The organism is Streptomyces sp. NPDC051286 (genome assembly GCF_044455345.1).
Classification (GTDB): domain Bacteria; phylum Actinomycetota; class Actinomycetes; order Streptomycetales; family Streptomycetaceae; genus Streptomyces.
The window spans coordinates 195,019-218,204 of record NZ_JBITER010000009.1 but is presented as its reverse complement, the minus strand read 5'-3'; the positions used below and the strand labels follow the sequence as shown (position 1 = coordinate 218,204).

Sequence of the window (23,186 nt, the reverse complement as noted above, 5' to 3'; positions counted from 1 at the left end):
CACGCTGGAGCCATGACGACAGCCGGAAAACCGTTCGCTCCACGACCGTCGAGGACCTTATCGCAGCGTGATCAACCGGCCACCCGACAGGCTCTGAACCATATGCATGTGCATGGAGCTTTGTGAACGGCCCGCCCGGGCCACGGGGCGCTGCCGGGACCATGCGCACAGCCGGGATCAGTCGAACAGCCGCTCCAGCACCACCGCGACCCCGTCCGCCTCGTTCGTCAGCGTCACCTCGTCCGCTGCCGCCTTCAGCTCGGGATGGGCGTTGGCCATCGCCACGCCGTGCCCGGACCGGCGGAACATCGGCAGGTCGTTGGGCATGTCGCCGAAGGCGATCGTGGCCGCCGGATCCACCCCCAGCGTCTCGGCCGCCAGGGCCAGCCCGCTGCCCTTGTCGACGCCGTACGGCTGGAGTTCGACGGTGCCGGGGCCGGACAGGGTGACGGTCGCCAGGTCGCCGACAACCGCGCGGGCCGCGTCCGCGAGTGCGTCGTCCGTCAGGTCGGGGTGGCGGACGAGGACCTTGATGATCGGCGCCGCCCACAGTTCCTCGCGGTGGCCGACCCGTACGGCGGGCAATGCGGGGTGGGGCATCAGGTACCCCGGTTCGATCAGCGTCCGCCCGTCGGTTCCGTCCTGGTCCACGGCCGCGAAGACCGGCCCGACCTGGGCCTCGATCTTGCCGAGCGCGGTGTCGGCCAGCTCCCGGTCCAGGGTTGCCGCGCGAATGATCCGCCCGGCCCCGGCGTCGTACAGCTGCGTGCCCTGCCCGCAGACCACCGGACCCCGGTACTCCAGCCGTGCGAGCAGGTCCCGTATGCCGGGCACGGGCCGTCCGGTGACCACGATGTGCCGGGCCCCCGCCACGGCGGCCCGGGAGAGCGCGGCATGGGAGCGGGGGCTCACGGTGTCGTCGCGGCGCAGCAGGGTGCCGTCCAGGTCCGTGGCGACGAGGGCATATATGGGTGGGGTGGGCATGCCACAACCCTAGGGAGATCCGCTTCCGGGCGTACGACCCTGACCTGCGCGGACGGTCGGGGTTCGGGGTGCGGCGGGCAGTCCGGCGGGAGCATATGCGCAGGAACTGCGCAGAGCGAGCGATCGTGATGATCTCCGGGCTCGCGGCGGCGAGCGGACTGCGGCTCCGGTCCTCGTGCTGCTCCTCGATGACCAGCCCGGCGTCGGACAGGAACGAGGGCAGCGCGTCCGCGCCGAGGAAGCGCAGGGTGCTGCGGCTGACCCCCGGCCGGGCCCGGTGCCCACAGTGGGTTCGGATCGGGCTTCGGCGTCGAGCGCTTCTCGGGCTGCTGACTGGAAGTTCTTTCCAGGTGCCTGTGCGGCTTCCACGGCTTTCATGTACCGGCGATCGAAGTACCGCGAGTCCTGAGTCAACGCGCTGGTGATATCCGGCAAAGCCCCAGCCATGACGCGGACTTGGGAAGGACGGAAGCATGTGCACAGAGCTGCGGGCACGTCTAGGTTGGTGAGTGATCGCCGAACAACGACCCGCAGGAGGCGCCCCCGTGTCAGACCGTGACCCCAGACTCGATTCCGCCGCGGAGATACGCGCACGGATCGACACGAGTACGCCGCACTCCGCGCGCTTCTGGAACTACTTCGTGGGCGGCAAGGACAACTACGAGAAGGACCGTGAGCTCGGAGACCATATCAAGGAGATCTTCCCCGGACTCGTCGACGTAGCACTCACGAGTCGTCACTTCCTCGGGCGCGTGGTCCAGCATCTGGCAGGGGAGCAGGGCATCCGTCAGTTCCTGGACATCGGAACCGGTTTGCCGACGGCCGACAACACCCACGAGGTCGCCCAGCGGGTCGCGCCGGATGCGCGGATCGTGTATGTCGACAACGATCCGCTGGTACTGGCCCATGCCCGCGCGCTGCTCACCACCACGCCTGAGGGAGAAACGGCGTATCTCGACGCCAACCTGTATGAGCCCGAGGCCGTCTTGAAGGCCGCCGCGAAGACGCTTGATTTCTCTCAGCCGGTTGCCCTCGTGATCCTCAATACTCTTGGCCATGTCGCCGATTACGACCAGGCCAGAGCTCTCGTATCCCAACTCATGGCAGGCCTGCCGTCCGGCAGTTACCTGGTCATCAGCGACTCCACCTCCACCAGCGCAGGCATGATCGCAGCGTCGGAGGCGTACAACTCCAGCGGAGCGATCCCCTACTACGTGCGCAGCATCGAAGAGATCACCGGATTCTTCGACGGCCTCGACCTGGCCGACCCCGGAATCGCCCAGGTCACGCAGTGGCGCCCTGAATCCGGCAGTGCGTCTGGCACCGCGACGTCAGTCGATGCCTACGGCGGGGTGGGCCGCAAGCCGTAGCGGCACATTGATGGCGCTGTCCAGGTGGCCCGCGAAGGCCCCGTGGTCCGTGACCCGCGCGGTCGGCCCCACATAGGTGTCGGGGCCGACCAGGACGAGGGCGTCCTCGGTGATCCCGTACGCCGAGCGGGCGTGCCCCACGCCGAGCTGAGCCCGGCCGCGGGGAGCTGTCACCGGCCCGGCTCATCGGGGTGTTGCCCGGAGGGACGTCGGCCGGGCGTTTTCCTGGACGCCCGGAGCCGGGTCTCCGTTGCCGGGATTGCCCGGGAGACGGGACCCGGGTCCGTCCGGGCCGAGTCCGGAAGGGTGCGCCGTCTGTGCGGTGTCGTCGGCGCGTGCGGTGGGTGTGGCTGCGCAGATGACGGCGGAGACGGCCACAGTGGCGGTCGCCACGCGCAGGAGCGTGCGGGAGTGTCTCTCGAAGAGCCGGGTTCGGGTCATAGGTGTCAGAGAAATGTAAGCAGACGGTATGACCGCGCTTACTCATCGGGACACGCGCCGCGATCCCCCCAATGCCGTACGGTCCAGGTGATCCCCGACGGCTCCGTGGTCCACGGCCCGCGCGATCAGCGCCACGTGGTTGTCGGGGCGGACCAGGACGAGGGCGTCCTCGGTGATCCCGTACGCCGAGCGGGCGTATCCCTCGTCGTCGATGAGGCCCTCGTGGCCACCGCCGTCCACCGCGTGCACGCGCACCACGTCGCCGTACTCCGCCGCCACCTCCCGCAGTGCCTCCGCCGCGCCCGTACCGAAGCCCAGCAGCGTGAAGTGCGGCCCGGCGAACGTCTCGAACAGGCGGACCCGTCTTCCCGTCCCCGCGTCGCGACACGGGGCGTCCGGGGCGCGGTCGCCCGCCCGCAGCCGGGCGGCGGAACCGTCGGCCGCGCCGTCCCGGGCGAGCGAGCTCCAGCGGTAGTGTCCGTCCAGCCCCATGGTCTCCGCGGCGGTCGCCGCGTCCAGTCCGCCGCCCGGCTTCTTGATCGCCTCCAGGGTCGCCCGCAGCCGGTCGGAAGTGAGGTCGAGGGTCCGGGCCGCGACGGGCAGCCGCTCCTCCTCGTACGTGTCGAGCAGGCCCGTACCCGCCCGTCCGGTCACCACGAAGGCGAGCTTCCAGCCCAGGTTGAACGCGTCCTGGATACCGGTGTTCATGCCCAGCCCGCCCGCGATGGCGTGCACATGCGCGGCGTCGCCCGCGAGGAGGACGCGGCCGACCCGGTAGCGGCCCGCCAGGCGCTCGTTGACCCGGTACGTCGACAGCAGGGTGGCGTTCGACAGGCGGGTGCCGGGGAGGCCGGAATGCTTGGCGAAGAGCCGTCGGAAGCTTTCCTGCGAGGGTGGTACGGGGGCCCCGGCGGTGTCCGTCTCGGGTCCGGCCTGGAACCACCAGCCCGACCGGGTGCCAGGGATCGGGCACAGCATCACGGCGCCGTCCTCGTCGAACCACTGGTGCCAGATCCCGCGGTCGAGACCCTCCACCTCGACGTCGCCGCAGACCATCATCTGTTCCTGCGTCGTCCGCCCCTCGAACGGCACTCCGAGCAGCTTGCGCACCGCACTGTGGCCGCCGTCGCAGCCCACCACGTAGGCCGTCCGGGCCTCGCTGCCGTCCGCGAAGGTGACGGTCACCGAACCGTCCGCCTCCACCAGCCCCGTTACCTCGGCGCCCAGTTCGACACGTACCCCGTACTCCGCGAGCCGGGCCCGCAGGATCTCCTCCAGCCGCCACTGGGCGATGAGCCACGAGCGGTCGTACGGGGCGTCCGGCGTCGGCCTCGACTCCTCGAAGGGGTCGGCGTCGGCGATCGGCAGTCCGTTCCGGTACTTGCGCATCGGCAGCGGCGCCGAGCCCGCTGCCAGGACCTCGTCGACCACGCCGAGATCCTCAAGTACCTCGAGGGAGCGGGGATTGGGGCCCTTCGCCCGCGAACTGCGCGGGAAATCAGGGGACTTGTCGACGATCCGCACCGCGATGTCGCGCCGGGCGAGATCGCATGCCAGGGTCAGTCCGGTCGGTCCGGCTCCCACGATCAGTACATCGGTCATGCCTGCTCCTCGGGTACGGTTCCACTGCCTCCACGTAAACGTAACCGAGTTAAAAAAGCAACTAAGTCAAGATCGATGCGTGTCCGCTGTCTCGCGGGCGTCGTCGTCGCTGATCACTGCTCCCGGGCCGCGTACGAGGAGGAGTCCGCGCCGGTCGCCACAGACGTCTCTTCCGGCTCCGTCGCCGCGAACCGTGCGGCCTGCGCCCTCGTGCGCCGCGCCGTCCGGAACGCGTCCCACGTCAGCAGCGTGAGCGCCAGCCACACCAGCGCGAACCCGGTCCACCGCTCAAGGGGCATCGCCTCGTGGAAGTAGAGGATGCCGAGGATGAACTGGAAGACCGGCGCCAGGTACTGGAGCAGGCCCAGCGTCGAGAGGGGGACGCGGATCGCCGCCGCACCGAAGAGGACCAGCGGCGTGGCCGTCACGACACCCGTCGCGGCGAGCAGGGCCGCATGGCCGGCGCCCCCGGAGGTGAACGTCGCGTCGCCCTGCGCACCCAGCCACAGCAGATAGCCGAGCGCGGGCACGAACAGCACCGCTGTCTCGGCGGCGAGCGACTCCAGGCCGCCCATGTTGACCTTCTTCTTCACCAGGCCGTAGGTCGCGAAGGAGAACGCCAGTGTCAACGAGATCCACGGCGGACGTCCGTAACCGATCGCCAGCACGAGCACCGCCGCGACGCCCGTGCCGACCGCCACCCACTGCACGGGGCGCAGCCGCTCACCGAGGAGCAGGACGCCCATGGCGATGGTGACCAGGGGGTTGATGAAGTAGCCGAGCGACGCCTCGACGACGTGACCGTTGTTCACGGCCCAGATGTACAGACCCCAGTTGACGGTGATCACGGCCGCGGCGACCGTGATCAGCCCCAGCTTCTTCGGCCGGCGTATCAGCTCGCCGATCCACGCCCAGCGGCGCAGCGCGAGCAGCGCGACGCCGACGACGGCGAGCGACCAGACCATGCGGTGGGCCAGGATCTCGATGGCGCCGGACGGCTTCAGCAGCGGCCAGAAGAGCGGGACGATTCCCCACAGACCGTAGGCGCCGATGCCGGACAGCAAGCCCGCCCGCTGTTCATGTGTCCCCTTCACGGGCCCTCCTGGCATCCCTCGCGTCAACTGCTCCGTCGACTGCACGACGGTAGCGCCGAGAGGGCCCGGTGTCATAGCCGTATCGCAATACGGTCATGACACCGGGCCCGTCCGGTCCGGAGGGAGGGTTCAGAGCCTGTCGGGTGACGCCCGATCAGAGGTCGCCCGACAGGCTCTCAGCCGGCGGCGACCGCGGCGGCCACCGTCTCGGCCATCGGCGTCGTCGGGCGGCCGATCAGACGGGCCAGGTCGCCGCTCGTACCGGCGAGCAGGCCGCGCGCGATCGCCTCGTCGGCGTCGACGAGGATCGCGGCGAAGCCCTCGGGCAGACCGGCGCCGACCAGGATCTCCTGGTGCACGGCGGCCGGGACGTTCGTGTAGGCGATCTCCTTGCCGGTGGCCTTCGACACCTCGGCCGCGTACTCGGCGAACGACCAGGCGGCGTCGCCGCTCAGCTCGTAGGCCTTGCCGAGGTGGTCCTCGCCGGTCAGGGCGGCGGCCGCGGCGGCGGCGTAATCGGCGCGAGCGGCGGAGGCGACCCGGCCGTCGCCCGCGTTGGAGACGACGGCGCCGTGCTCCAGGACCGGGGCGAGGTTCGCCGTGTAGTTCTCCGTGTACCAGCCGTTGCGCAGGAAGGTGTACGGCAGGCCGGAGTCGAGGATCAGCTGCTCGGTGACTTTGTGTTCGGCGGCCAGCTGGAAGTCGGCGTCCGGGCCGCCCAGCACCCCGGTGTACGCGAGCTGCGCGACGCCGGCCGCCTTCGCCGCGTCGATGACCGCCGTGTGCTGCGGCACGCGCTTGCCCACCTCGCTGCCGGAGATGAGCAGGACGCGGTCCCCGGCCCTGAAGGCGCCGGTGAGGGTCTCCGGGCGGTCGTAGTCGGCGACCCGGAGCTCGACGCCGCGGGCGGCGAGGTCGGCGGCCTTCTTCTTGTTGCGGACCACGGCGGCGATCTCGCTCGCGGGCACGGTCTCCAGCAGCCGGTCGATGACGAGACTGCCGAGCTCTCCGGTGGCTCCGGTGACGACGATGCTCATGGGGGGTTTCTCCTCTTTGGGTGCTCTGGTCCTTGTTCGTGCCTTCTGTCACTCACCTTAGGGGATGCACTAACTGCAAGAAAGTACCAACTTTCAAGTAAGGTACTGGTGTGAGCGTAAGCAAGGTGCCTGATGTGAACCGGCAGATGTGCCCCTCCCGCCTGGTGCTCGAACACGTCACCAGCCGCTGGGGCGTCCTCGTCCTCGCCGCTCTGCTGGAGCGCTCGTACCGCTTCAGCGAGCTGCGCCGCGAGGTCGGCGGCGTCAGCGAGAAGATGCTGGCCCAGACCCTCCAGACGCTGGAGCGCGACGGCTTCGTGCACCGGGATGCCAAGCCGGTGATCCCGCCGCGGGTGGACTACACGCTGACCGAGCTGGGCAAGGAGGCCGCCGAGCAGGTGTGGGGGCTGGCGCGCTGGACGGAACGCCGTGTCGACGCCGTGCACGCCGCCCGCGAGTTGTACGACGCCCGGAGGCAGGCTCAGTCCGGCTGAGGAGCCCGTCCTTCCTCCAGCTCCCGCAGCGCCTGCGAGACATCGAACGGCAGGATCGTCACTGCCACGTGCGGCAGCTGGACCAGCGCCTTCGCCATCGCCTCGGCGGTGCCCCGGTGCAGGATCTTCCCGAGCGCGGTCGAGTACAGCCGCCGCGGCACCAGTACCGTCAGCGACGTCTGCCCGTCGGCCGTGGTGCGGGTCGCGAGTTCCCGCATCGCATGGCGCAGCCGCCGGTCGGGGCAGGCCACCAGCTCCAGCGACACGGAGGTCGCGGCCGTGGCCTCCCAGCGGGCGGCCAGCCGCCTGCCGTGCGCCTCGTCGATCGCGAAGTGCACCGCCCGGATCTCGTCCGGGCGCAGCTCATGGGCGTACCGCAGTGCCTTCAGCGTCGCCAGGTCCAGCGTCTCGACGAGGACGAAGACCAGATGGCGCCGGACCCGAGGCCGGTCGGCGCCCGGTGCCTGGAGGCTCTGCAGTGCGGCGGCCTCGCGCCGGTACTCGCGGTTGATCCGCATCAGCGCCCAGACGCCGAGCGGAAAAACGATCACGACCAGCCAGGCGCCCTCGGTGAACTTGGTGACCGCGAAGATCAGCACCACGGCCGCCGAGATGGCCGCGGCCAGCCCATTGACCGCGATCTTCAGCCGGCGGTACCGCTCGCGGCGGCGCAGGTGGTACGCGGTGAGCCCGGCCCCCGCCATGGTGAACGCGGTGAACACGCCGATCGCGTACAGCGCCACCAGCTTGTCCACGCTGGCGCCCGTGACCAGCAGCAGCGCCAGCGAGACGACGGTGAGCGCGATGATTCCGTTGGAGAAGGCCAGCCGGTGTCCGCGCCGGGTCAGCACCCGCGGCAGAAAACGGTCCTCGGCGACAAAACTCGCCAGGAACGGGAAGCCGGTGAAGGGCGTGTTGGCGCCCGTATAGAGGACCAGCGCGGTCGCCAGCTGGACGAAGACCAGCCCGGCCGTCCCGGCCGGGCCGGCACCGAAGGCGAGATGAGCCTCCTGCGCGATGACGGTCGGCGTGCCGTCGATGTACGGGACGGCATGCGTGAAGTGCGCCAGCGTGGAGACGCCGAGGACGAGGACGCCGAGCACACAGCTCATCGCGATGAGGGTGCGGCGGGCGTTGCGGCCCTGCGGTTCACGGAACGCGGAGATGCCGTTGGAGATCGCTTCGAGTCCGGTGAGCGACGAGCCGCCGTTGGCGAAGGAGCGCAGCACGATGAAGAGCGAGGCGCCGTATGCCCAGCCGCTGCCCGGCGTGCCCAGCGGAACCACCCCGGCGGCATGCAGATCGGCGTGCGGCAGCCCGCCCGTCAGCCCGCGCACCGCGGCGACGAGCAGCACCAGACCGACCGCGGCCATGAACAGATAGGCGGGCAGTGCGAAGGTCCGGCCCGCCTCGCGGATGCCGCGCAGATTCCCGTACGCGAGCAGCGCGATCACCGCGACGGAGACCGGCAGCTGGAGATGGTCCAGGCCGGCCCAGCCGCCCCCGGCCAGATGGGCGAGGGAGATGAGAGCGTTCGTGCCGGCCGACACCTGGACGGCGACGGTCACGATGTAGTCGACGAGCAGCGCCACGGCGGCGATCTGCGCGACGTTCGGCCCGAAGTTCTCCCGGGCGACGACGTACGAGCCGCCCGCACGCGTGTAGATCATGACGACATCGCTGTAGCAGAGCGTCAGAAGCAGCAGGACCAGCAGGATCGCGCCGGTCACCGGCATGAGGAGGGTGAAGGCAGCCGCCCCGACGACCGGCACGAGGACCCGGAGCATCTCCTCGGAGCCGTACGCGGACGAACTGATGCAGTCCGAGGCGAGCACCCCGAGCGCCGTTTGGTTGTTCAGTTTCTCTTCACTGATGCGCTCGGTGGTGAGGGGTTTGCCGAGCAGGTGTCGTTTGATGCGGTACGCGGGACGGTCCAGGGCCATGGGCACATGAGAACGGGTGCCGGGCCGGGAGCGGTGAAGACTCCCCGGCCGGGCACCCGTACGGTGCGCCTCACGGCGTCCCAGGGGGCGTCCGGCGGATCATCCGGGGCAGCGACGAGTGGAACCGTCCGACCCTGATCCGCCGGCCCCTCTCGGAGCCTGCCGGGCGACCTCTGATCGGGCGGAGGTCACCCGACAGGCTCTCAGCCGACGACCGTCCAGTTGTCGTTGCCTGCGAGCAGCGCGGCCAGATCGCCCTTGCCGTTCTGCTCGACCGCGGTGTCCAGCTGCTCGGCCATCTGTGTGTCGTACACCGGCCGCTCGACGCTGCGCAGCACCCCGATCGGGGTCTGGTGCAGCGTGTGGGGGTCGGCGAGCCGGGACAGCGCGAACGCCGTGGTGGGGCTGGCGGCGTGTGCGTCGTGGACCAGGACCTGCGACTCGTTCTCCGCGGTGACCTCGACGACCTTGAGGTCGCCGGTGGCCGGGTCGCGCACGACGCCCTTGGACTGCCCGGTGCCGAAGCGGATCGGCTGCCCGTGCTCCAGCCGGATCACCGCGTTCTCGGCCTGGTCCTTGTCCTTGAGGACCTCGAAGGCGCCGTCGTTGAAGATGTTGCAGTTCTGGTAGATCTCCACCAGCGCTGTGCCGGGGTGGGCGGCCGCCTCGCGCAGCACGCCGGTGAGGTGCTTGCGGTCGGAGTCCACGGTGCGGGCGACGAACGACGCCTCCGCGCCGAGGGCCAGCGACACCGGGTTGAACGGGGCGTCGAGCGAACCCATCGGCGTCGACTTGGTGATCTTGCCGACCTCGGACGTGGGGGAGTACTGCCCCTTGGTGAGCCCGTAGATCCGGTTGTTGAACAGCAGGATCTTCAGGTTCACATTGCGCCGCAGCGCGTGGATGAGGTGGTTGCCGCCGATGGACAGTGCGTCGCCGTCACCCGTGACGACCCAGACGGACAGGTCGCGCCGCGAGGACGCCAGCCCGGTCGCGATGGCCGGGGCCCGGCCGTGGATCGAGTGCATCCCGTACGTGTTCATGTAGTACGGGAACCGGGACGAGCAGCCGATGCCGGAGACGAAGACGATGTTCTCCTTCGCCAGACCGAGCTCGGGCATGAACCCCTGCACGGCGGCGAGGACCGCATAGTCACCGCAACCGGGGCACCAGCGCACTTCCTGATCGGACTTGAAGTCCTTCATGGACTGCTTGGCCTCGGCCTTGGGTACCAGCTGCAGTGCCGGGAGCCCGGTGGGGAGTGCCTGGTCGGTGTTAGGCATCGATGGCCTCCTTGAGAGCTGTGGCGAGCTGCTCGGCCTTGAACGGCATTCCGTTGACCTGGTTGTAACTCTGGGCGTCCACCAGGTACTTCGCCCGGATCAGGGTGGCGAGCTGGCCGAGGTTCATCTCCGGGACGACCACCTTGTCGTAACGCTCCAGCACCTCGCCCAGATTCCGTGGGAAGGGGTTGAGGTGGCGCAGATGGACCTGCGCGATGGACTGTCCCTCCGCCCGCAGCCGGCGGACGGCGGCGGTGATGGGGCCGTACGTGGAGCCCCAGCCGAGCACCAGGGTCCGGGCGCCGGAGGGGTCGTCGACCTCCACATCGGGGACCTCGATGCCGTCGACCTTCGCCTGGCGGGTGCGGACCATGAAGTCGTGGTTCGCCGGGTCGTACGAGATGTTGCCGGTGCCGTCCTGCTTCTCGATGCCGCCGATGCGGTGTTCGAGACCGGGAGTGCCGGGGACGGCCCACGGGCGGGCCAGGGTCTGCTGGTCGCGCTTGTACGGCCAGAAGACCTCGGTGCCGTCGGCCAGCTCATGGTTGGGCCCGGAGGCGAACTGCACGCGCAGGTCAGGGAGTTCGTCGACCTCCGGGATCCGCCACGGCTCGGATCCGTTGGCGAGATAGCCGTCCGAGAGCAGGAACACCGGCGTGCGGTACGTCAGCGCGATCCGGGCGGCGTCGAGCGCGGCGTCGAAGCAGTCCGCAGGCGTCTTCGGCGCCACGATCGGCACCGGGGCCTCGCCGTTGCGCCCGAACATCGCCTGCAGCAGGTCCGCCTGCTCGGTCTTGGTCGGCAGACCGGTCGACGGGCCGCCGCGCTGGATGTCGATGATGAGCAGAGGCAGTTCGAGCGAGACGGCCAGGCCGATGGTCTCCGACTTCAGCGCCACACCCGGACCCGATGTCGTCGTCACTCCGAGCGAACCGCCGAACGCCGCGCCGAGCGCCGCACCGATGCCCGCGATCTCGTCCTCCGCCTGGAAGGTGCGGACGCCGAAGTTCTTGTGCTTGCTGAGCTCGTGCAGGATGTCGGAGGCCGGGGTGATCGGGTACGAGCCCAGGTAGAGAGGCAGGTCCGCCTGCCGGCTCGCGGCGATCAGCCCGTACGACAGGGCCAGGTTCCCGGTGATGTTCCGGTACGTACCGGTGGGGAACGTCTCCGTCGCGGGCGCCACCTCGTAGCTGACCGCGAAGTCCTCGGTGGTCTCACCGAAATTCCAGCCCGCCCGGAACGCTGCCACGTTCGCCTCGGCGATCTGCGGTTTCTTGGCGAACTTCGCCCGCAGGAACGCCTCGGTGCCGTCGGTCGGCCGGTGGTACATCCAGGAGAGCAGTCCGAGCGCGAACATGTTCTTCGAGCGCTCGGCTTCCTTGCGGGAGAGCCCGAACTCCTTCAGCGCCTCGATCGTCAGCGTCGTCAGGGGCACCGGATGGACGTTGTACGCCTGCAGCGAGCCGTCCTCCAGCGGACTGGTCTCGTAGCCCACCTTCGCCATCGGGCGCTTGGTGAACTCATCGGTGTTGACGATGATTTCGGCGCCGCGCGGCACATCGCCGATGTTCGCCCTCAGGGCCGCGGGGTTCATCGCGACCAGCACGTTCGGGGCGTCGCCCGGCGTGAGGATGTCATGGTCGGCGAAGTGCAACTGGAACGACGAGACACCCGGCAGCGTGCCCGCGGGGGCGCGGATCTCGGCCGGGAAGTTCGGCAGCGTCGACAGGTCGTTCCCGAACGACGCCGTTTCCGAGGTGAACCGGTCACCCGTGAGCTGCATGCCGTCTCCGGAGTCACCCGCGAAACGGATGATCACCCTGTCCAGGCGACGGATCTCCTTCTCACCGGCGCCCGCCTTCTCGGCCTGGGGGGTGCGTTGCCCCCGGAGAGCGGTCTCGCCGGCCTGATCGGCGTCGTTGGTCTCGTCGGCCTGTCCGGCTGGGCTACTGACCTGGCTGGTCACTGAACTGGACCTCCCTCGGGGCGGCGGCTCGGGACCGTCCGGCCCGCCGGCGGTCCCAAGGCCCACCCTACGTCGGTAAGGGTCGCCTTCCCCGGAACGGTCACATGGTGGACGCCACTATGAGACGCATTTTTGTACCACTTTGCCATGTTTCGTGAACCCCTGGGGCTGTCGGTCGACGTGGTTCGCTGTTTCTCGGCACTCATCCTTTGGTCCCAGGCCCTCGATCGGCCACAGGTGATCTGACAGGGTGTCAGATTCTCAGGACCTGAGATAGGTCAGAACGGCCAGCACACGACGGTGATCCCCGTCACTGGGCGAGAGCCCGAGCTTCAGAAAAATATTGCTGACGTGCTTCTCCACCGCGCCGTCGCTCACCACCAGCTGCCTGGCGACCGCGGAATTCGTCCGCCCCTCCGCCATCAGGCCGAGCACCTCGCGCTCGCGCGGCGTCAGCCCGGCCAGAACGTCCTGCTTACGGCTCCGGCCCAGCAGCTGCGCCACCACCTCAGGGTCCAGCGCCGTACCGCCCTGCGCCACTCGGACCACGGCGTCGACGAACTCACGGACCTCGGCGACCCGGTCCTTCAGCAGATACCCCACCCCCCGGCTGCTGCCGGCCAGCAGCTCGGTCGCGTACTGCTCCTCGACGTACTGCGAAAGGACCAGGACCCCGATGCCGGGATACTCCTTGCGCAGCCGCACCGCCGCCCGTACGCCCTCATCGGTGTGGGTCGGAGGCATCCGCACATCGGCGACGACCGCATCCGGCAGCTCGTCCTGCGCGGCGAGATCGCTCACCGTCTTGATCAGTGCCTCGGCGTCCCCCACCCCGGCGACGACGTCATGCCCGAGATCGGTCAGCAGCCGGGTGAGCCCCTCCCGAAGCAGTACCGAGTCCTCGGCGATGACCACCCGCACCCTGTCCTCCACCACGACGCTGTTTCCCCCACTGCACTGGTCCGCCGGCCCGCGGCCGACGGAATTCCGTTTCCTGGCCCCTCCAGCATCCCAGCATCGGCCCGTCGATGGGGAACTGTGCCGAACGGCTGAGGGCCCGGGTGGGGCGGGGGAACGCCCATGACAGGGGTGAGCGGGGGCGGCGGCAGCGGTCCGGTCCGCCTCCGAGCTTGTCGGGCGACCTCTTGACCGGCCGGAACCCGACAGGCCTTCAGCCGCGCCACGGGAGCTCGGCCGTGACCCGCGTCGGCCCGCCCACCGGGGATTCGACGACGAGGATGCCGTCCACCGCGTCCAGCCGCTCGGTCAGACCGGCCAGACCGCTGCCTGCCGACAGGTCCGCGCCACCCCGCCCGTTGTCGGTGACCTGCAGCATCAGCCGGTCAGCCGTACGCCACACATCAACCGTCGCACGCGTTGCGCAGGCATGCTTGCTGACGTTCTGCAGCAGCTCGGACACGGTGAAGTACGCAATCCCCTCGATCGCCTGCGCGGGTCGCGACGCCAGGTCCACCTCGACCGTCACCGGGACGGTGCAGCGGGAGGCGACGGCGGAGAGCGCGGCGTCCAGGCCGCGGTCGGTGAGGACGGCGGGATGGATCCCCCGGGCGAGGTCGCGGAGCTCCTGCAGGGCGACCTTCACCTCGCCGTGCGCCTCGTCGACCATGCGGGCGGCGGCCTCGGGGTCCCGCGTCAGCTTCTCCTTCGCGAGACCGAGATCCATGGCGAGGGCGACGAGGCGGGCCTGCGCGCCGTCGTGCAGATCGCGTTCGATGCGCCGCAGGTCGGCGGCGGCGGTGTCCACGACCACACCCCGGTCCGACTCCAGCTCCGAGACGCGCGACGCCAGCCGGGAGGGCCCGAGCAGCCCGTACACCATCACCCGGTCCACGCACGTCAGACCACGGATGACCCACGGGGTGACGAGGACGAGTATCAGACCGAACGCACTGGTCATGGCCAGCTCGAAGGGCGAGTCGAGATAGATGTCGTGCGAGGCGTCGCCGTACAGCTGGATGCCGCCTGTCCCCGCGTACGCCGGGAAGACCCACTGCCACAACGGATACGTGAGGGCCGCCCACCCGTTCGTCCAGAACGTCACCGAGACGATGAACGCGAAGACCGCCCATGGGAAGTGCAGCAGCGCATAGAGAAGGTGCCGCCAGGACGCCCCGCTCTTCAGCACCGCGCCGACCCAGGACATCAGCCCGCCGGTCCTGCCGCGCACCGGCGCCGGATCCGCCACCTGGAGCCTCAGCAGCCCCCGCGCCCGGCCCCGCTCCATGGCGCCGATTCCGCGGCACATGGCCAGGGTGCCGGCAAGGAGCGGAATGCCGAGGAACGTGATCAGCAGACCCGCGCTGGCAGAGGTCAGAGCCACCGCGAGGCCGAACACCACCGTACTGATGGGCAGACTCAGCAACAGATAGCCGAACTCGCGCCAGGCCCTCGCCTCGAACGGCGCGCGCAGCACCGCCGGAACGACGCGCTTCACCGGGGGGAGGTCCCCGGAGCCGGACCGCTGAGGGTCGCGAGTGTCCGGTCCGTATGCCGTGGCCATGGTGCCGTCCGTTTCTCTGCTCGGCGGATGGAGTGGTTCTTCTTCGACAGCCCGTACAGGCCGCCACCTACAAGAGTGCTGTCCGGCAAGGCCCCTCACCATGAGGCCGGTATCCCTTTTCGGCCGGGGGTTTTCCCCACCCCCGGCTGCGGCCTGGGCCCCTCCTGCGGAATCGGACCGGAACGGGGTGCGGGTCCGGCACGCGTACCCGCACCCGCACCCCGTGAGTCCGGCACGATCCGCAAGAAAGGTCCTACGGCCGTTTTGCGGCGCCTGCGCCGTCCCTGCCCCGGTCCCGCCAGGGCAGCTCGGCCACGACTGTCGTCGGCCCGCCGACCGGCGAGGTCAGGACGAACAGGCCGTCCACCGCCCCCAGCCGCTCCGCCAGCCCGGACATCCCCGTACCGCCGTCCATCTGCGCCCCGCCCCGGCCGTCGTCGCTGACCTGGATCAGCAGCCGTTCCTCCGACCGCCACACCTCGACGGACGCCGAACTCGCACCACTGTGCTTGCTGACGTTCTGCAGCAGCTCGGACACGGTGAAGTACGCAATCCCCTCGATCGCCTCCGCAGGGCGCGACGGCAGATCCACGCCAACCGTCACCGGGACGGTGCAGCGGGAGGCGATGGCGGAGAGCGCGGCGTCCAGGCCGCGGTCGGTGAGGACGGCGGGATGGATCCCCCGGGCGAGGTCGCGGAGCTCCTGCAGGGCGACCTTCACCTCGCCGTGCGCCTCGTCGACCATGCGGGCGGCGGCCTCGGGGTCCCGCGTCAGCTTCTCCTTCGCGAGACCCAGATCCATGGCGAGGGCGACGAGGCGGGCCTGCGCGCCGTCGTGCAGATCGCGTTCGATGCGCCGCAGGTCGGCGGCGGCGGTGTCCACGACCACACCCCGGTCCGACTCCAGCTCGGCGATCCTGCGCTCCAGCTCGTCCGAGGGTGAGAGCAGCCCCCGCGCCATCGCCCGGTCCGCGTTGGCCAGCAGCCGCGCCGTGAAGGGCAGCACGGGCCACAGGACGAACAGACTCAGGAACGTCACCGTGAACGTGAGCACGCCCCAAGGCAGCCGGATGAAGGAATACAGCACCGCCCGCCAGCCCACCGGATCCTTGAGACTCGACCACAGCCACGGAAGGACGCCGCGGTCACGGCGGCCCAGCGCGGTAGCGCTCGGCTCGTCGATACGGATCCCGAGCAGGGCCCGGGCCCTGCCCCGCTCCGCCCTGCCGAGCAGCCGCGCCCCCTGCAGCCCGCCGGCGAGAAGCGGCAGACCCACCACCGTGACGGAAAGCCCCACGCCGATACCGATCATGAAAACTGTGTAAACAAACCCGGCAACGGCCATCGGCAGGTTGGACAGGAGATAGGAGATCTCCTTCCACGTGCACGGATCCAATGCGAAGCGGGCGGACGGCGGCCGGTCGTTGTCGGGCGCCGGGGGGCTCAAGGTCATGCGCCCAGCCTGCCGGGCCGGGCCCGCGCACGCCATGGGGTTCATGGGTGGGGTGAAGTAGGGATAACCCCACCCGTTGCCCGACGCGGCTGCTTACCGCTTCTTTAGCAGGGCCTAGACTCCCGTGCGTACAGAAGTCGAACAGGTATGAGGGAGCGGAGGGGCGGACGTGGCCTACGTGGCGGACCTGCCGGAATCGACCGTTCTCGCGACGGACTACTTCCAGAGCTACTCGGTCGTCGGACTGCTCGCCGTGATCGGCGTGCTGTTCGTCGCCGTCGCCTTCGGCGCGGGCCGGCTGCTGCGCCCCGTGGTGCCGACACCTGAGAAGCTCCTCACCTACGAATGCGGCGTGGACCCCGTCGGCGAGGGCTGGGCGCACACCCAGGTCCGCTACTACGTCTACGCATTCCTCTATGTGATCTTCGCTGTCGACTCGATCTTCTTGTTCCCGTGGGCGACCGTATTTGCAGCACCTGGATACGGCGCGACCACACTGGTGGAAATGTTCATCTTCCTCGGTTTCCTCGCCGTGGGACTGCTCTACGCATGGAAGAAGGGCGTCCTCGAATGGACGTGACGAGCCCGCAGACCCCCGAGCCGCAGCACCGGCCCGAGCCGACGCTGCTGCCCGAACCGAAACGGCTCGGCGTGCTCTCCCGGCTCGCACCCGAGCCCATGAAGGTGGTTCTGAACTGGGGCCGCCGTTACAGCCTCTGGGTCTTCAACTTCGGGCTCGCCTGCTGCGCCATCGAATTCATCGCCGCCTCCATGGCCCGGCACGACTTCATCCGCCTCGGCGTGATCCCGTTCGCACCGGGGCCCCGCCAGGCCGACCTCATGGTCGTTTCCGGCACGGTGACGGACAAGATGGCCCCGGCCGTCAAGCGGCTGTACGAGCAGATGCCCGAGCCCAAGTACGTCATCTCCTTCGGCGCCTGCTCCAATTGCGGCGGCCCGTACTGGGACTCGTACTCCGTGACCAAGGGCGTCGACCAGATCATCCCCGTCGACGTGTACGTACCGGGCTGCCCGCCGCGCCCGGAAGCCCTGCTCCAGGGCATCCTCAAGCTCCAGGAGAAGATCGCCCGCGAGTCGCTGGGCGAGCGGTACGCGACCGCCGGCAGCCGCCCCTCCACCGCCGCACTCCGCAGCGGCCTGGTCGCCGCTCCGCCGGCCCCGGGGGAGGAGCAGAAGTGACCGATCCGCAAACGGCGCAGGCCTACGACCGCCTGCCGGAAGCCGTCACCGAACTCTTCGGCGAGGACGCCACGGCAGAGTACGCGTACGACCTGCTGACCGTCGACGTCCCGCCGGCCGCCTGGACCACCGCCCTCGAAACGGCCCGCTCCCTGCTGGGCTGCACCTATTTCGACTGGCTGAGCGCAGTCGACGAACCCGGCACCGGCTTCCGTGTCTGCGCCCATGTCGCCGCCCCGGCGGCCGGCAAGGTCCGTCGGCTCCTGCTCCGTACGACCGTTCCGCACGACGCCGCGGTCCTGCCGACCGCCATCCACGTCTACGCGGGCGCCGCCTGGCACGAGCGCGAGACCCACGAAATGTTCGGCATCGGCTTCGAGGGCCACCCGCACCTCGTCCCCCTTCTTCTCCCCGAAGGCTTCGAGGGCCACCCGCTGCGCAAGGACTTCGTCCTGGCGGCGAGGGTCGCCAAAGCATGGCCGGGCGCCAAGGAACCGGGCGAATCCGAGCACGGCGGCCCCAAGCGGCGCACGATGCTGCCGCCGGGCGTGCCCGACCCGAACGAATGGGGCCCCCTCAAGGGCCAGCTCCCACCTGCCCCGGCCCGCCCGGCCCGAGCAGCCCGCCCCGCGGGCGACCGCCCCGTGCGCAGGGCCCGCAGCGTGAGCGAGGGCTCGGCAAGCCAGCAGACCGAGCCGGCGGCCCCGGCCGCCGCGGGTACCGGGACCACGCCGCCGGCTACCACCCCGACCGCGACTGAGCGCCGCACCCGCAGTGCGTCCCAGGGCTCGGCGAGCCAGCAGGCGGCGCCGGCGGAGCAGACGCCGGCAGCGACGGAAGCGGCGGCTTCGGCGGCCACGCCGAAGTCCGAGGCGCCGGGCACCGCGGCGGCGGACTCGACCACCTCCCCGTCGGCAGCGCCGGGGACGGCCCCCTCGGAGACCGCGTCCTCGGGACCGACGCCGGAGGCGGCAGCCCCGGAGCAGGCACCCAGGTCCCGCGGCGCGGACGCGCCCTGGCACCATGCCCGCCCCGCTTTCGACCCGACCCCCGAACCGGACACCTCCCAGCCCCGCCGGCGTCCGAAGAGCGGCGGCCCGGAGGCGGAGCCCCCGGTTCGGGAAGGGGCGGACAGGGGAGAGGCCCCGCGCAGCGGCCCCACCCCCGAGGGCACCGAACCCGCGGCCACCCCTGAAACCCCTGAAACCCCTGAAACCCCTGAAACCCCCGAAACCCCTGACCACCCCGCCGGAGGCGATACCGCGTGAACGACGTACTCGACGTCGCCTTCCGGCTCATCATCGTCTTCGCGGTGTTCATGGTCGTCCCCCTCGTCGTGGGCCAGACCGAACACAAGGTGATGGCCCACATGCAGGGCCGCCTGGGCCCCATGTACGCGGGCGGTTTCCACGGCTGGGCCCAGCTCGTCGCAGACGGCGTGAAGTTCGCGCAGAAGGAAGACGTCGTCCCGGCCCAGGCCGACCGCCGCATCTTTCAGCTCGCCCCCGCCGTCGCCCTCCTCCCGTACCTCCTCGTACTCGTCGCCATTCCGATCGGCCCGAGCGAGGGCGCGGTCGGCCAGGTGGTCGACGCGGGCATCTTCTTCGTCCTCGCCGTCATGGGCGTGGGAGTGCTCGGCTCACTGATGGCGGGCTGGGCATCGGCCAACAAGTTCTCCCTCCTCGGCGGCCTCCGCACCGCCGCCCAGCTCCTCGCGTACGAACTTCCGATGCTGCTCGCCGCGGCCTCTGTCGCGATGGCCGCAGGCACCGTCTCCCTTCCCGGCATCGTCAACGCCTTCGAGTGGTGGTGGCTGCCGTGGCAGATCGTCGGTGCCCTGGTCTTCTTCGTGGCCGGACTCGCCGAACTGCAGCGCCCGCCGTTCGACATGCCGATCGCCGACTCGGAGATCATCTTCGGCGCGTACACCGAGTACACCGGCCTCCGCTTCGCCCTGTTCCTGCTCGCCGAGTACGCGGGCATCGTCGTCCTGTGCGCACTGACCACCGTCCTCTTCCTCGGCGGCTGGCACGGCCCGCTCGGCGCCGACGGACTCGGCTGGGTCTGGACGCTCCTCAAGATCGCGGTTCTCGCCTTCGTCGTCATCTGGCTGCGGGTGAGTTACCCCCGCCTCCGCGAGGACCAGCTGCAGAAGCTCGCCTGGACCACGCTCATCCCGCTCGCTCTCGCGCAGATCGCGCTCACCGGCATCGTGAAGGTGGCGATCAGCTAATGCCTCCGATCCCCGGCTCCGGCCTTGCCAAGGGCCTGGCCGTCACCCTGCGGACGATGACGAAGAAGTCGGTCACCGCCCAGTACCCCGACGTCCAGCCCGAACTCCCGCCGCGCTCCCGCGGCGTCATCGGGCTGTTCGAGGAGAACTGCACGGTCTGCATGCTCTGCGCCCGTGAGTGCCCGGACTGGTGCATCTACATCGACTCCCACAAGGAGACGGTGCCCGCCGCCGCACCGGGTGGCCGCGAACGCAGCCGCAACGTGCTCGACCGCTTCGCCATCGACTTCTCCCTCTGCATGTACTGCGGTATCTGCATCGAGGTCTGTCCTTTCGACGCGCTGTTCTGGTCGCCGGAGTTCGAGTACGCGGAGACCGACATCCTCGAACTCACCCATGAGCGGGACAAGCTCCGCGAATGGATGTGGACGGTGCCGGAGCCGCCCGCACTCGACCCGGGTGCGGAGGAGCCGAAGGAGATCGCCGCCGCCCGCAAGACGGCGGAGAAGCTCGAAGCCCAGCGCGCCCAAGAAGCCCCGCAAGCCCAGCAAGCCCAGCAAGCCCAGCAGACCCCGCAGCAGGAAGAAGAGGAAGGAAAGGAGTGACCCTCGCAGCCGCCGCGGCCCACCCCGGTTTCCTCTCCCCGACCGGCATCGAGATCGCCTTCGTCCTGGTCGGCGTCGCCACCCTCGGAGCAGCCCTCATCACCGTCACGACCAAGCAGCTGGTGCACGCCGCCCTCTGGCTGGTCGTGGCGCTCGGCGGCCTCGCCGTCGAGTACCTCCTGCTGACCGCGGAGTTCATCGCCTGGGTACAGGTACTGATCTACGTCGGTTCCGTCGTCGTCCTCCTTCTCTTCGGGCTGATGCTCACCAAGGCCCCCATCGGCCGCTCCCCGGACGCCGACTCCGAAAACCGATGGGCCGCCCTCGGTGTCGCGGTCGCCGCCGCAGCCGCCCTCGTCTGGGTCGTCGTGGACGCCTTCCGCACCACCTGGATCGACCTGGACGGACCGGCCCACGGATCCACCGAAGCCACCGGCGCCTTCCTCTTCCGGCACTGGGTACTGCCCTTCGAAGCACTCTCCGTCCTGCTGCTCGCCGCCCTCGTCGGCGCGATCGTCCTGTCCCGCAAGCGCAGTAAGGAGCAGAGCTGATGCACCTCGCCTATCCCGCCGTGCTCGCCGCCCTCCTCTTCTGCACCGGACTGTACGGAGTACTCGCACGCCGCAACGCGATCCTGGTCCTGATGTCCGTCGAGCTGATGCTCAACGCCGTCAACCTCAACCTCGTCGCCTTCGACGTCTGGTTCCGCGATGCCCTGCACTCCGGCCAGGCCCTCACCCTCTTCACCATCGCCATCGCCGCAGCCGAGATCGGCATCGGCCTCGCGATCGTCCTCGCCGTCCACCGCAACCGCGGCAGCTCGGACGTCGACCGCCTCCGCGACACCGCCGAGACCGACGCCGCGGAATCCCTCCCCGGCGACGAGGACGACACCACCAGCACCGAAGACCAGGCCACTGCTGCGGCAGGGAAGGCAAAGAAGGCAGAGGCCACCCCGTGACCACCACGACCCTCGCCGTCCTCGTTCCCCTCCTTCCGTTCCTGGGCGCAGCCACCGGCCTGCTCCTCGGCCGCACCGCCCCCGGATACGTACGCCCCCTCGCGATCCTCCCCACCCTCGCCGCAGCCGTGATCGCCGTCGTCGTCGCCGCACGCCAGGGCGGCGGCCCGGCCATCGACGCGTCGACCCGGCTCACCCCCACCGGCTCGGTCCCGATCGACCTCGCCCTCCACCTCGACGGCTTCGCGGTCCTCGTCGCCGTTCTGGTCGGTCTCGTCGCGACCTGCGTGCAGATCTACTCGACCGCGTATCTGCGCCACGACCCCCGCTACCCCTCGTACGCGGCCCTCGTCTCCCTGTTCACCTCCGCGATGCTGCTCGTCGTCTACTCCGGCGACCTGATGGTGCTGCTGGTCGGCTGGGAAGTCATGGGCATCTGCTCGTACTTCCTCGTCGGCCACTACTGGGAGACACCCGAGGCCCGCGCCGCCTCCCTCAAGGCGTTCCTGGTCACCAAGCTCGGCGACGTCCCCTTCCTGATCGGCCTGTTCGCGCTTGCCGCCGACACCGGTACGTTCCGGATCACCGGCATCCTCGGCGCCGTCGCGCACGGCGGGCTCGACCACCCCACTCTCATCGCCCTGCTGCTTCTCGCGGGCGTCGCGGGCAAGTCCGCGCAGTTCCCCCTGCACACCTGGCTGCCCGACGCGATGGCCGGCCCGACCCCGGTCTCCGCGCTGATCCACGCCGCGACGATGGTCGCCGCCGGCATCTACTTCGTGGCCCGGCTCCTCCCCGTCTTCGCCGAATCCGGCGCCGCCCTCGTCGTCCTCGCCGTCATGGCGGCGGTCACGATGATCGGGTCGGGACTCGCCGCGCTCGCCCAGGACGACATCAAGCGGGTCCTCGCCTACTCGACCATCGGCCAGCTCGGCTACATGTCCGGCGCCCTGGCCGTCGGTGACCGCGGCGCCGCCGTCTTCCATCTCCTCTCGCACGGCGCCTTCAAAGCCGTCCTCTTCCTCGCGGCCGGCGTGGTCATCCACGCCGCCGGGACCAACTCGCTCACCGCCATGTCCCGCATGGGCGGCCTGGCGAAGCGCATCCCGGACGCCTACTGGACGATGACCGTCGCCCTCCTTGCGCTCGCCGCCATCCCGCCGTTTGCCGGCTTCTTCTCCAAGGAAGCCATCCTCGTCGCCGCCGAACACACCGCCCTGGGCGAACGCCACGTCGCCCCGGTCGCCGCCGGCTGGACCGTCCTCGTCGCCGGACTGCTCGCCGCCGTCCTCACCGCCGCGTACGCCACCCGCCTCTGGCTCCTCGCCTTCCGCGGCCGCGGTGCCGAGGCCCCCGACCACGGCAGGCAGCCCGTCGCGATGACCGCCGTCCTCTGGGTCCTCGCCATCCCCACCTTCGGCTTCGGACTCACCGTCGGCGTGATCACCGACTGGTTCGACGGCCACAGCCTTACCCCGTCCGTGACCACCGCCGTCCTCTCCACCGGCGTCGGCCTCGTCGGCGGCCTCGTCACCTACGGCGCCTGGCGCCACACCACGGCCCTCGCCGCCCGCCCCCCCGCCGGTGCCGTCGTCGCCCACCCCGACGCCGAACCCGCACTCATCGAGGCCGAGGCCATGACCCACCACACCGCCGGATACGGCGACACCCCGGGCACCCCCGACCCGGCCGACCCCGGACGGCTCCTGCTCGGCCGGCTCCACCGCCACGCCGCCACCGGCTTCCACCTGGACGCCCTCTACGCGACGCTGTTCGTCCGCCCCGTCCAGGCCGCGGCGAGCCTCGTCAGCTTCCTGGACCGCGAGGTCGTCGACACCTACGTACGCGGCGCCGGCACCGGCACACGCTGGCTCGGCGCCGCCGTCCGCCGCGCCCAGACCGGCAACGTGCAGACCTACCTCAGCGCACTGCTCGCCGGTTCCCTTGTCCTGGCGATCGCCGCCGTCGTTTTTGCCAACATCAACGCCGGGTCGTGAGC

21 protein-coding genes are annotated in these 23,186 nt (G+C 70.1%); 10 read left to right on the top strand and 11 right to left on the bottom strand.

The genetic code is table 11. The features are described from left to right. Positions 1-177: 177 nt before the first annotated feature. The gene (locus tag ACIBB8_RS12600; protein ID WP_398951198.1) at positions 178-984 is read right to left on the bottom strand and encodes an HAD family hydrolase; all 807 of its coding nucleotides are present in this window, start codon (positions 982-984) and stop codon (positions 178-180) included. A 545-nt stretch (positions 985-1,529) separates the two neighbouring features. Between ACIBB8_RS12600 and ACIBB8_RS12595 the strand changes: the two genes are divergently transcribed. Further along, positions 1,530-2,354, top strand: a complete 825-nt coding sequence (locus ACIBB8_RS12595) for an SAM-dependent methyltransferase (RefSeq protein WP_398951196.1) — start codon at positions 1,530-1,532, stop codon at positions 2,352-2,354. Here ACIBB8_RS12595 and ACIBB8_RS12590 read toward each other — a convergent pair. The 4 genes from ACIBB8_RS12590 to ACIBB8_RS12575 form a co-directional block, all read right to left on the bottom strand. Then, complete coding sequence (locus ACIBB8_RS12590; RefSeq protein WP_398951194.1) at positions 2,316-2,528, bottom strand: hypothetical protein; 213 nt, start codon at positions 2,526-2,528, stop codon at positions 2,316-2,318. The two genes, ACIBB8_RS12595 and ACIBB8_RS12590, sit on opposite strands and share 39 nt — an antisense overlap. Before the next feature lie 309 nt (positions 2,529-2,837). After that, a complete protein-coding gene (locus ACIBB8_RS12585; RefSeq protein WP_398951192.1) occupies positions 2,838-4,397 on the bottom strand; it encodes an FAD-dependent monooxygenase in 1,560 nt (519 codons plus the stop codon). 113 nt (positions 4,398-4,510) lie between these two features. Continuing rightward, positions 4,511-5,491: an EamA family transporter RarD gene (gene rarD, locus ACIBB8_RS12580; protein WP_398951190.1), complete on the bottom strand. Its 981-nt coding sequence runs from the start codon at positions 5,489-5,491 to the stop codon at positions 4,511-4,513. Positions 5,492-5,667: 176 nt separating this feature from the next. After that, positions 5,668-6,528 (bottom strand): SDR family oxidoreductase, encoded by an 861-nt coding sequence (locus tag ACIBB8_RS12575; protein ID WP_398951188.1) that lies wholly within the window; start codon positions 6,526-6,528, stop codon positions 5,668-5,670. 146 nt (positions 6,529-6,674) lie between these two features. Here ACIBB8_RS12575 and ACIBB8_RS12570 point away from each other — a divergent pair, with 146 nt between their 5' ends. After that, positions 6,675-7,022: a winged helix-turn-helix transcriptional regulator gene (locus ACIBB8_RS12570; RefSeq protein ID WP_398951217.1), complete on the top strand. Its 348-nt coding sequence runs from the start codon at positions 6,675-6,677 to the stop codon at positions 7,020-7,022. Here ACIBB8_RS12570 and ACIBB8_RS12565 read toward each other — a convergent pair. The 6 genes from ACIBB8_RS12565 to ACIBB8_RS12540 form a co-directional block, all read right to left on the bottom strand. Next, positions 7,010-8,965, bottom strand: coding sequence for an APC family permease (locus ACIBB8_RS12565; protein ID WP_398951186.1), 1,956 nt, complete (start codon positions 8,963-8,965; stop codon positions 7,010-7,012). The two genes, ACIBB8_RS12570 and ACIBB8_RS12565, sit on opposite strands and share 13 nt — an antisense overlap. A gap of 203 nt (positions 8,966-9,168) precedes the next feature. Continuing rightward, the gene (locus tag ACIBB8_RS12560; RefSeq protein WP_366137087.1) at positions 9,169-10,248 is read right to left on the bottom strand and encodes a 2-oxoacid:ferredoxin oxidoreductase subunit beta; all 1,080 of its coding nucleotides are present in this window, start codon (positions 10,246-10,248) and stop codon (positions 9,169-9,171) included. Then, a complete protein-coding gene (locus ACIBB8_RS12555) occupies positions 10,241-12,214 on the bottom strand; it encodes a 2-oxoacid:acceptor oxidoreductase subunit alpha (protein WP_398951184.1) in 1,974 nt (657 codons plus the stop codon). The genes ACIBB8_RS12560 and ACIBB8_RS12555 overlap by 8 nt, the downstream gene beginning before the upstream one ends. 261 nt (positions 12,215-12,475) lie before the next feature. Then, complete coding sequence (locus ACIBB8_RS12550) at positions 12,476-13,135, bottom strand: LuxR C-terminal-related transcriptional regulator (protein ID WP_398951215.1); 660 nt, start codon at positions 13,133-13,135, stop codon at positions 12,476-12,478. 250 nt (positions 13,136-13,385) lie between these two features. Continuing rightward, the gene (locus tag ACIBB8_RS12545; protein WP_398951182.1) at positions 13,386-14,735 is read right to left on the bottom strand and encodes a sensor histidine kinase; all 1,350 of its coding nucleotides are present in this window, start codon (positions 14,733-14,735) and stop codon (positions 13,386-13,388) included. A gap of 253 nt (positions 14,736-14,988) precedes the next feature. Next, positions 14,989-16,188 (bottom strand): sensor histidine kinase, encoded by a 1,200-nt coding sequence (locus tag ACIBB8_RS12540; protein ID WP_398951180.1) that lies wholly within the window; start codon positions 16,186-16,188, stop codon positions 14,989-14,991. A 178-nt stretch (positions 16,189-16,366) separates the two neighbouring features. On the opposite strand from ACIBB8_RS12540, the gene ACIBB8_RS12535 reads away from it, so the two are divergent. The 8 genes from ACIBB8_RS12535 to ACIBB8_RS12500 are packed head-to-tail and all read left to right on the top strand — an operon-like array spanning position 16,367 to position 23,184. Further along, complete coding sequence (locus ACIBB8_RS12535; RefSeq protein WP_358856921.1) at positions 16,367-16,768, top strand: NADH-quinone oxidoreductase subunit A; 402 nt, start codon at positions 16,367-16,369, stop codon at positions 16,766-16,768. Beyond that, on the top strand, positions 16,759-17,388 hold the full coding sequence (locus ACIBB8_RS12530; protein ID WP_398951178.1) for an NADH-quinone oxidoreductase subunit B: 630 nt from the start codon (positions 16,759-16,761) through the stop codon (positions 17,386-17,388). The genes ACIBB8_RS12535 and ACIBB8_RS12530 overlap by 10 nt, the downstream gene beginning before the upstream one ends. Then, positions 17,385-18,656, top strand: coding sequence for an NADH-quinone oxidoreductase subunit C (locus ACIBB8_RS12525; protein ID WP_398951176.1), 1,272 nt, complete (start codon positions 17,385-17,387; stop codon positions 18,654-18,656). Before ACIBB8_RS12530 ends, ACIBB8_RS12525 begins: the two co-directional genes overlap by 4 nt. Beyond that, positions 18,653-19,621, top strand: a complete 969-nt coding sequence (locus tag ACIBB8_RS12520; protein WP_398951174.1) for an NADH-quinone oxidoreductase subunit H — start codon at positions 18,653-18,655, stop codon at positions 19,619-19,621. Before ACIBB8_RS12525 ends, ACIBB8_RS12520 begins: the two co-directional genes overlap by 4 nt. Beyond that, the gene (locus ACIBB8_RS12515) at positions 19,621-20,226 is read left to right on the top strand and encodes a NuoI/complex I 23 kDa subunit family protein (protein ID WP_398951172.1); all 606 of its coding nucleotides are present in this window, start codon (positions 19,621-19,623) and stop codon (positions 20,224-20,226) included. Before ACIBB8_RS12520 ends, ACIBB8_RS12515 begins: the two co-directional genes overlap by 1 nt. Next, on the top strand, positions 20,223-20,777 hold the full coding sequence (locus ACIBB8_RS12510; protein WP_398951171.1) for an NADH-quinone oxidoreductase subunit J: 555 nt from the start codon (positions 20,223-20,225) through the stop codon (positions 20,775-20,777). The genes ACIBB8_RS12515 and ACIBB8_RS12510 overlap by 4 nt, the downstream gene beginning before the upstream one ends. After that, on the top strand, positions 20,777-21,187 hold the full coding sequence (gene nuoK / locus ACIBB8_RS12505; protein ID WP_398951169.1) for an NADH-quinone oxidoreductase subunit NuoK: 411 nt from the start codon (positions 20,777-20,779) through the stop codon (positions 21,185-21,187). The genes ACIBB8_RS12510 and nuoK overlap by 1 nt, the downstream gene beginning before the upstream one ends. Beyond that, complete coding sequence (locus ACIBB8_RS12500) at positions 21,184-23,184, top strand: NADH-quinone oxidoreductase subunit L (RefSeq protein ID WP_398951167.1); 2,001 nt, start codon at positions 21,184-21,186, stop codon at positions 23,182-23,184. The genes nuoK and ACIBB8_RS12500 overlap by 4 nt, the downstream gene beginning before the upstream one ends. Positions 23,185-23,186 lie beyond the last annotated feature (2 nt).

Bases quoted from the DNA above. Each gene is read 5' to 3' on its own strand.
- nuoK (WP_398951169.1), top strand. From the start codon at position 20,777: ATGCACCTCGCCTATCCCGCCGTGCTCGCCGCCCTCCTCTTCTGCACC.
- ACIBB8_RS12540 (WP_398951180.1), bottom strand. From the start codon at position 16,188: ATGACCTTGAGCCCCCCGGCGCCCGACAACGACCGGCCGCCGTCCGCC.
- ACIBB8_RS12530 (WP_398951178.1), top strand. From the start codon at position 16,759: ATGGACGTGACGAGCCCGCAGACCCCCGAGCCGCAGCACCGGCCCGAG.
- ACIBB8_RS12565 (WP_398951186.1), bottom strand. From the start codon at position 8,965: ATGGCCCTGGACCGTCCCGCGTACCGCATCAAACGACACCTGCTCGGC.
- ACIBB8_RS12575 (WP_398951188.1), bottom strand. From the start codon at position 6,528: ATGAGCATCGTCGTCACCGGAGCCACCGGAGAGCTCGGCAGTCTCGTC.
- ACIBB8_RS12515 (WP_398951172.1), top strand. From the start codon at position 19,621: ATGCCTCCGATCCCCGGCTCCGGCCTTGCCAAGGGCCTGGCCGTCACC.
- ACIBB8_RS12545 (WP_398951182.1), bottom strand. From the start codon at position 14,735: ATGGCCACGGCATACGGACCGGACACTCGCGACCCTCAGCGGTCCGGC.
- ACIBB8_RS12600 (WP_398951198.1), bottom strand. From the start codon at position 984: ATGCCCACCCCACCCATATATGCCCTCGTCGCCACGGACCTGGACGGC.
- ACIBB8_RS12585 (WP_398951192.1), bottom strand. From the start codon at position 4,397: ATGACCGATGTACTGATCGTGGGAGCCGGACCGACCGGACTGACCCTG.
- ACIBB8_RS12570 (WP_398951217.1), top strand. From the start codon at position 6,675: ATGTGCCCCTCCCGCCTGGTGCTCGAACACGTCACCAGCCGCTGGGGC.
- ACIBB8_RS12560 (WP_366137087.1), bottom strand. From the start codon at position 10,248: ATGCCTAACACCGACCAGGCACTCCCCACCGGGCTCCCGGCACTGCAG.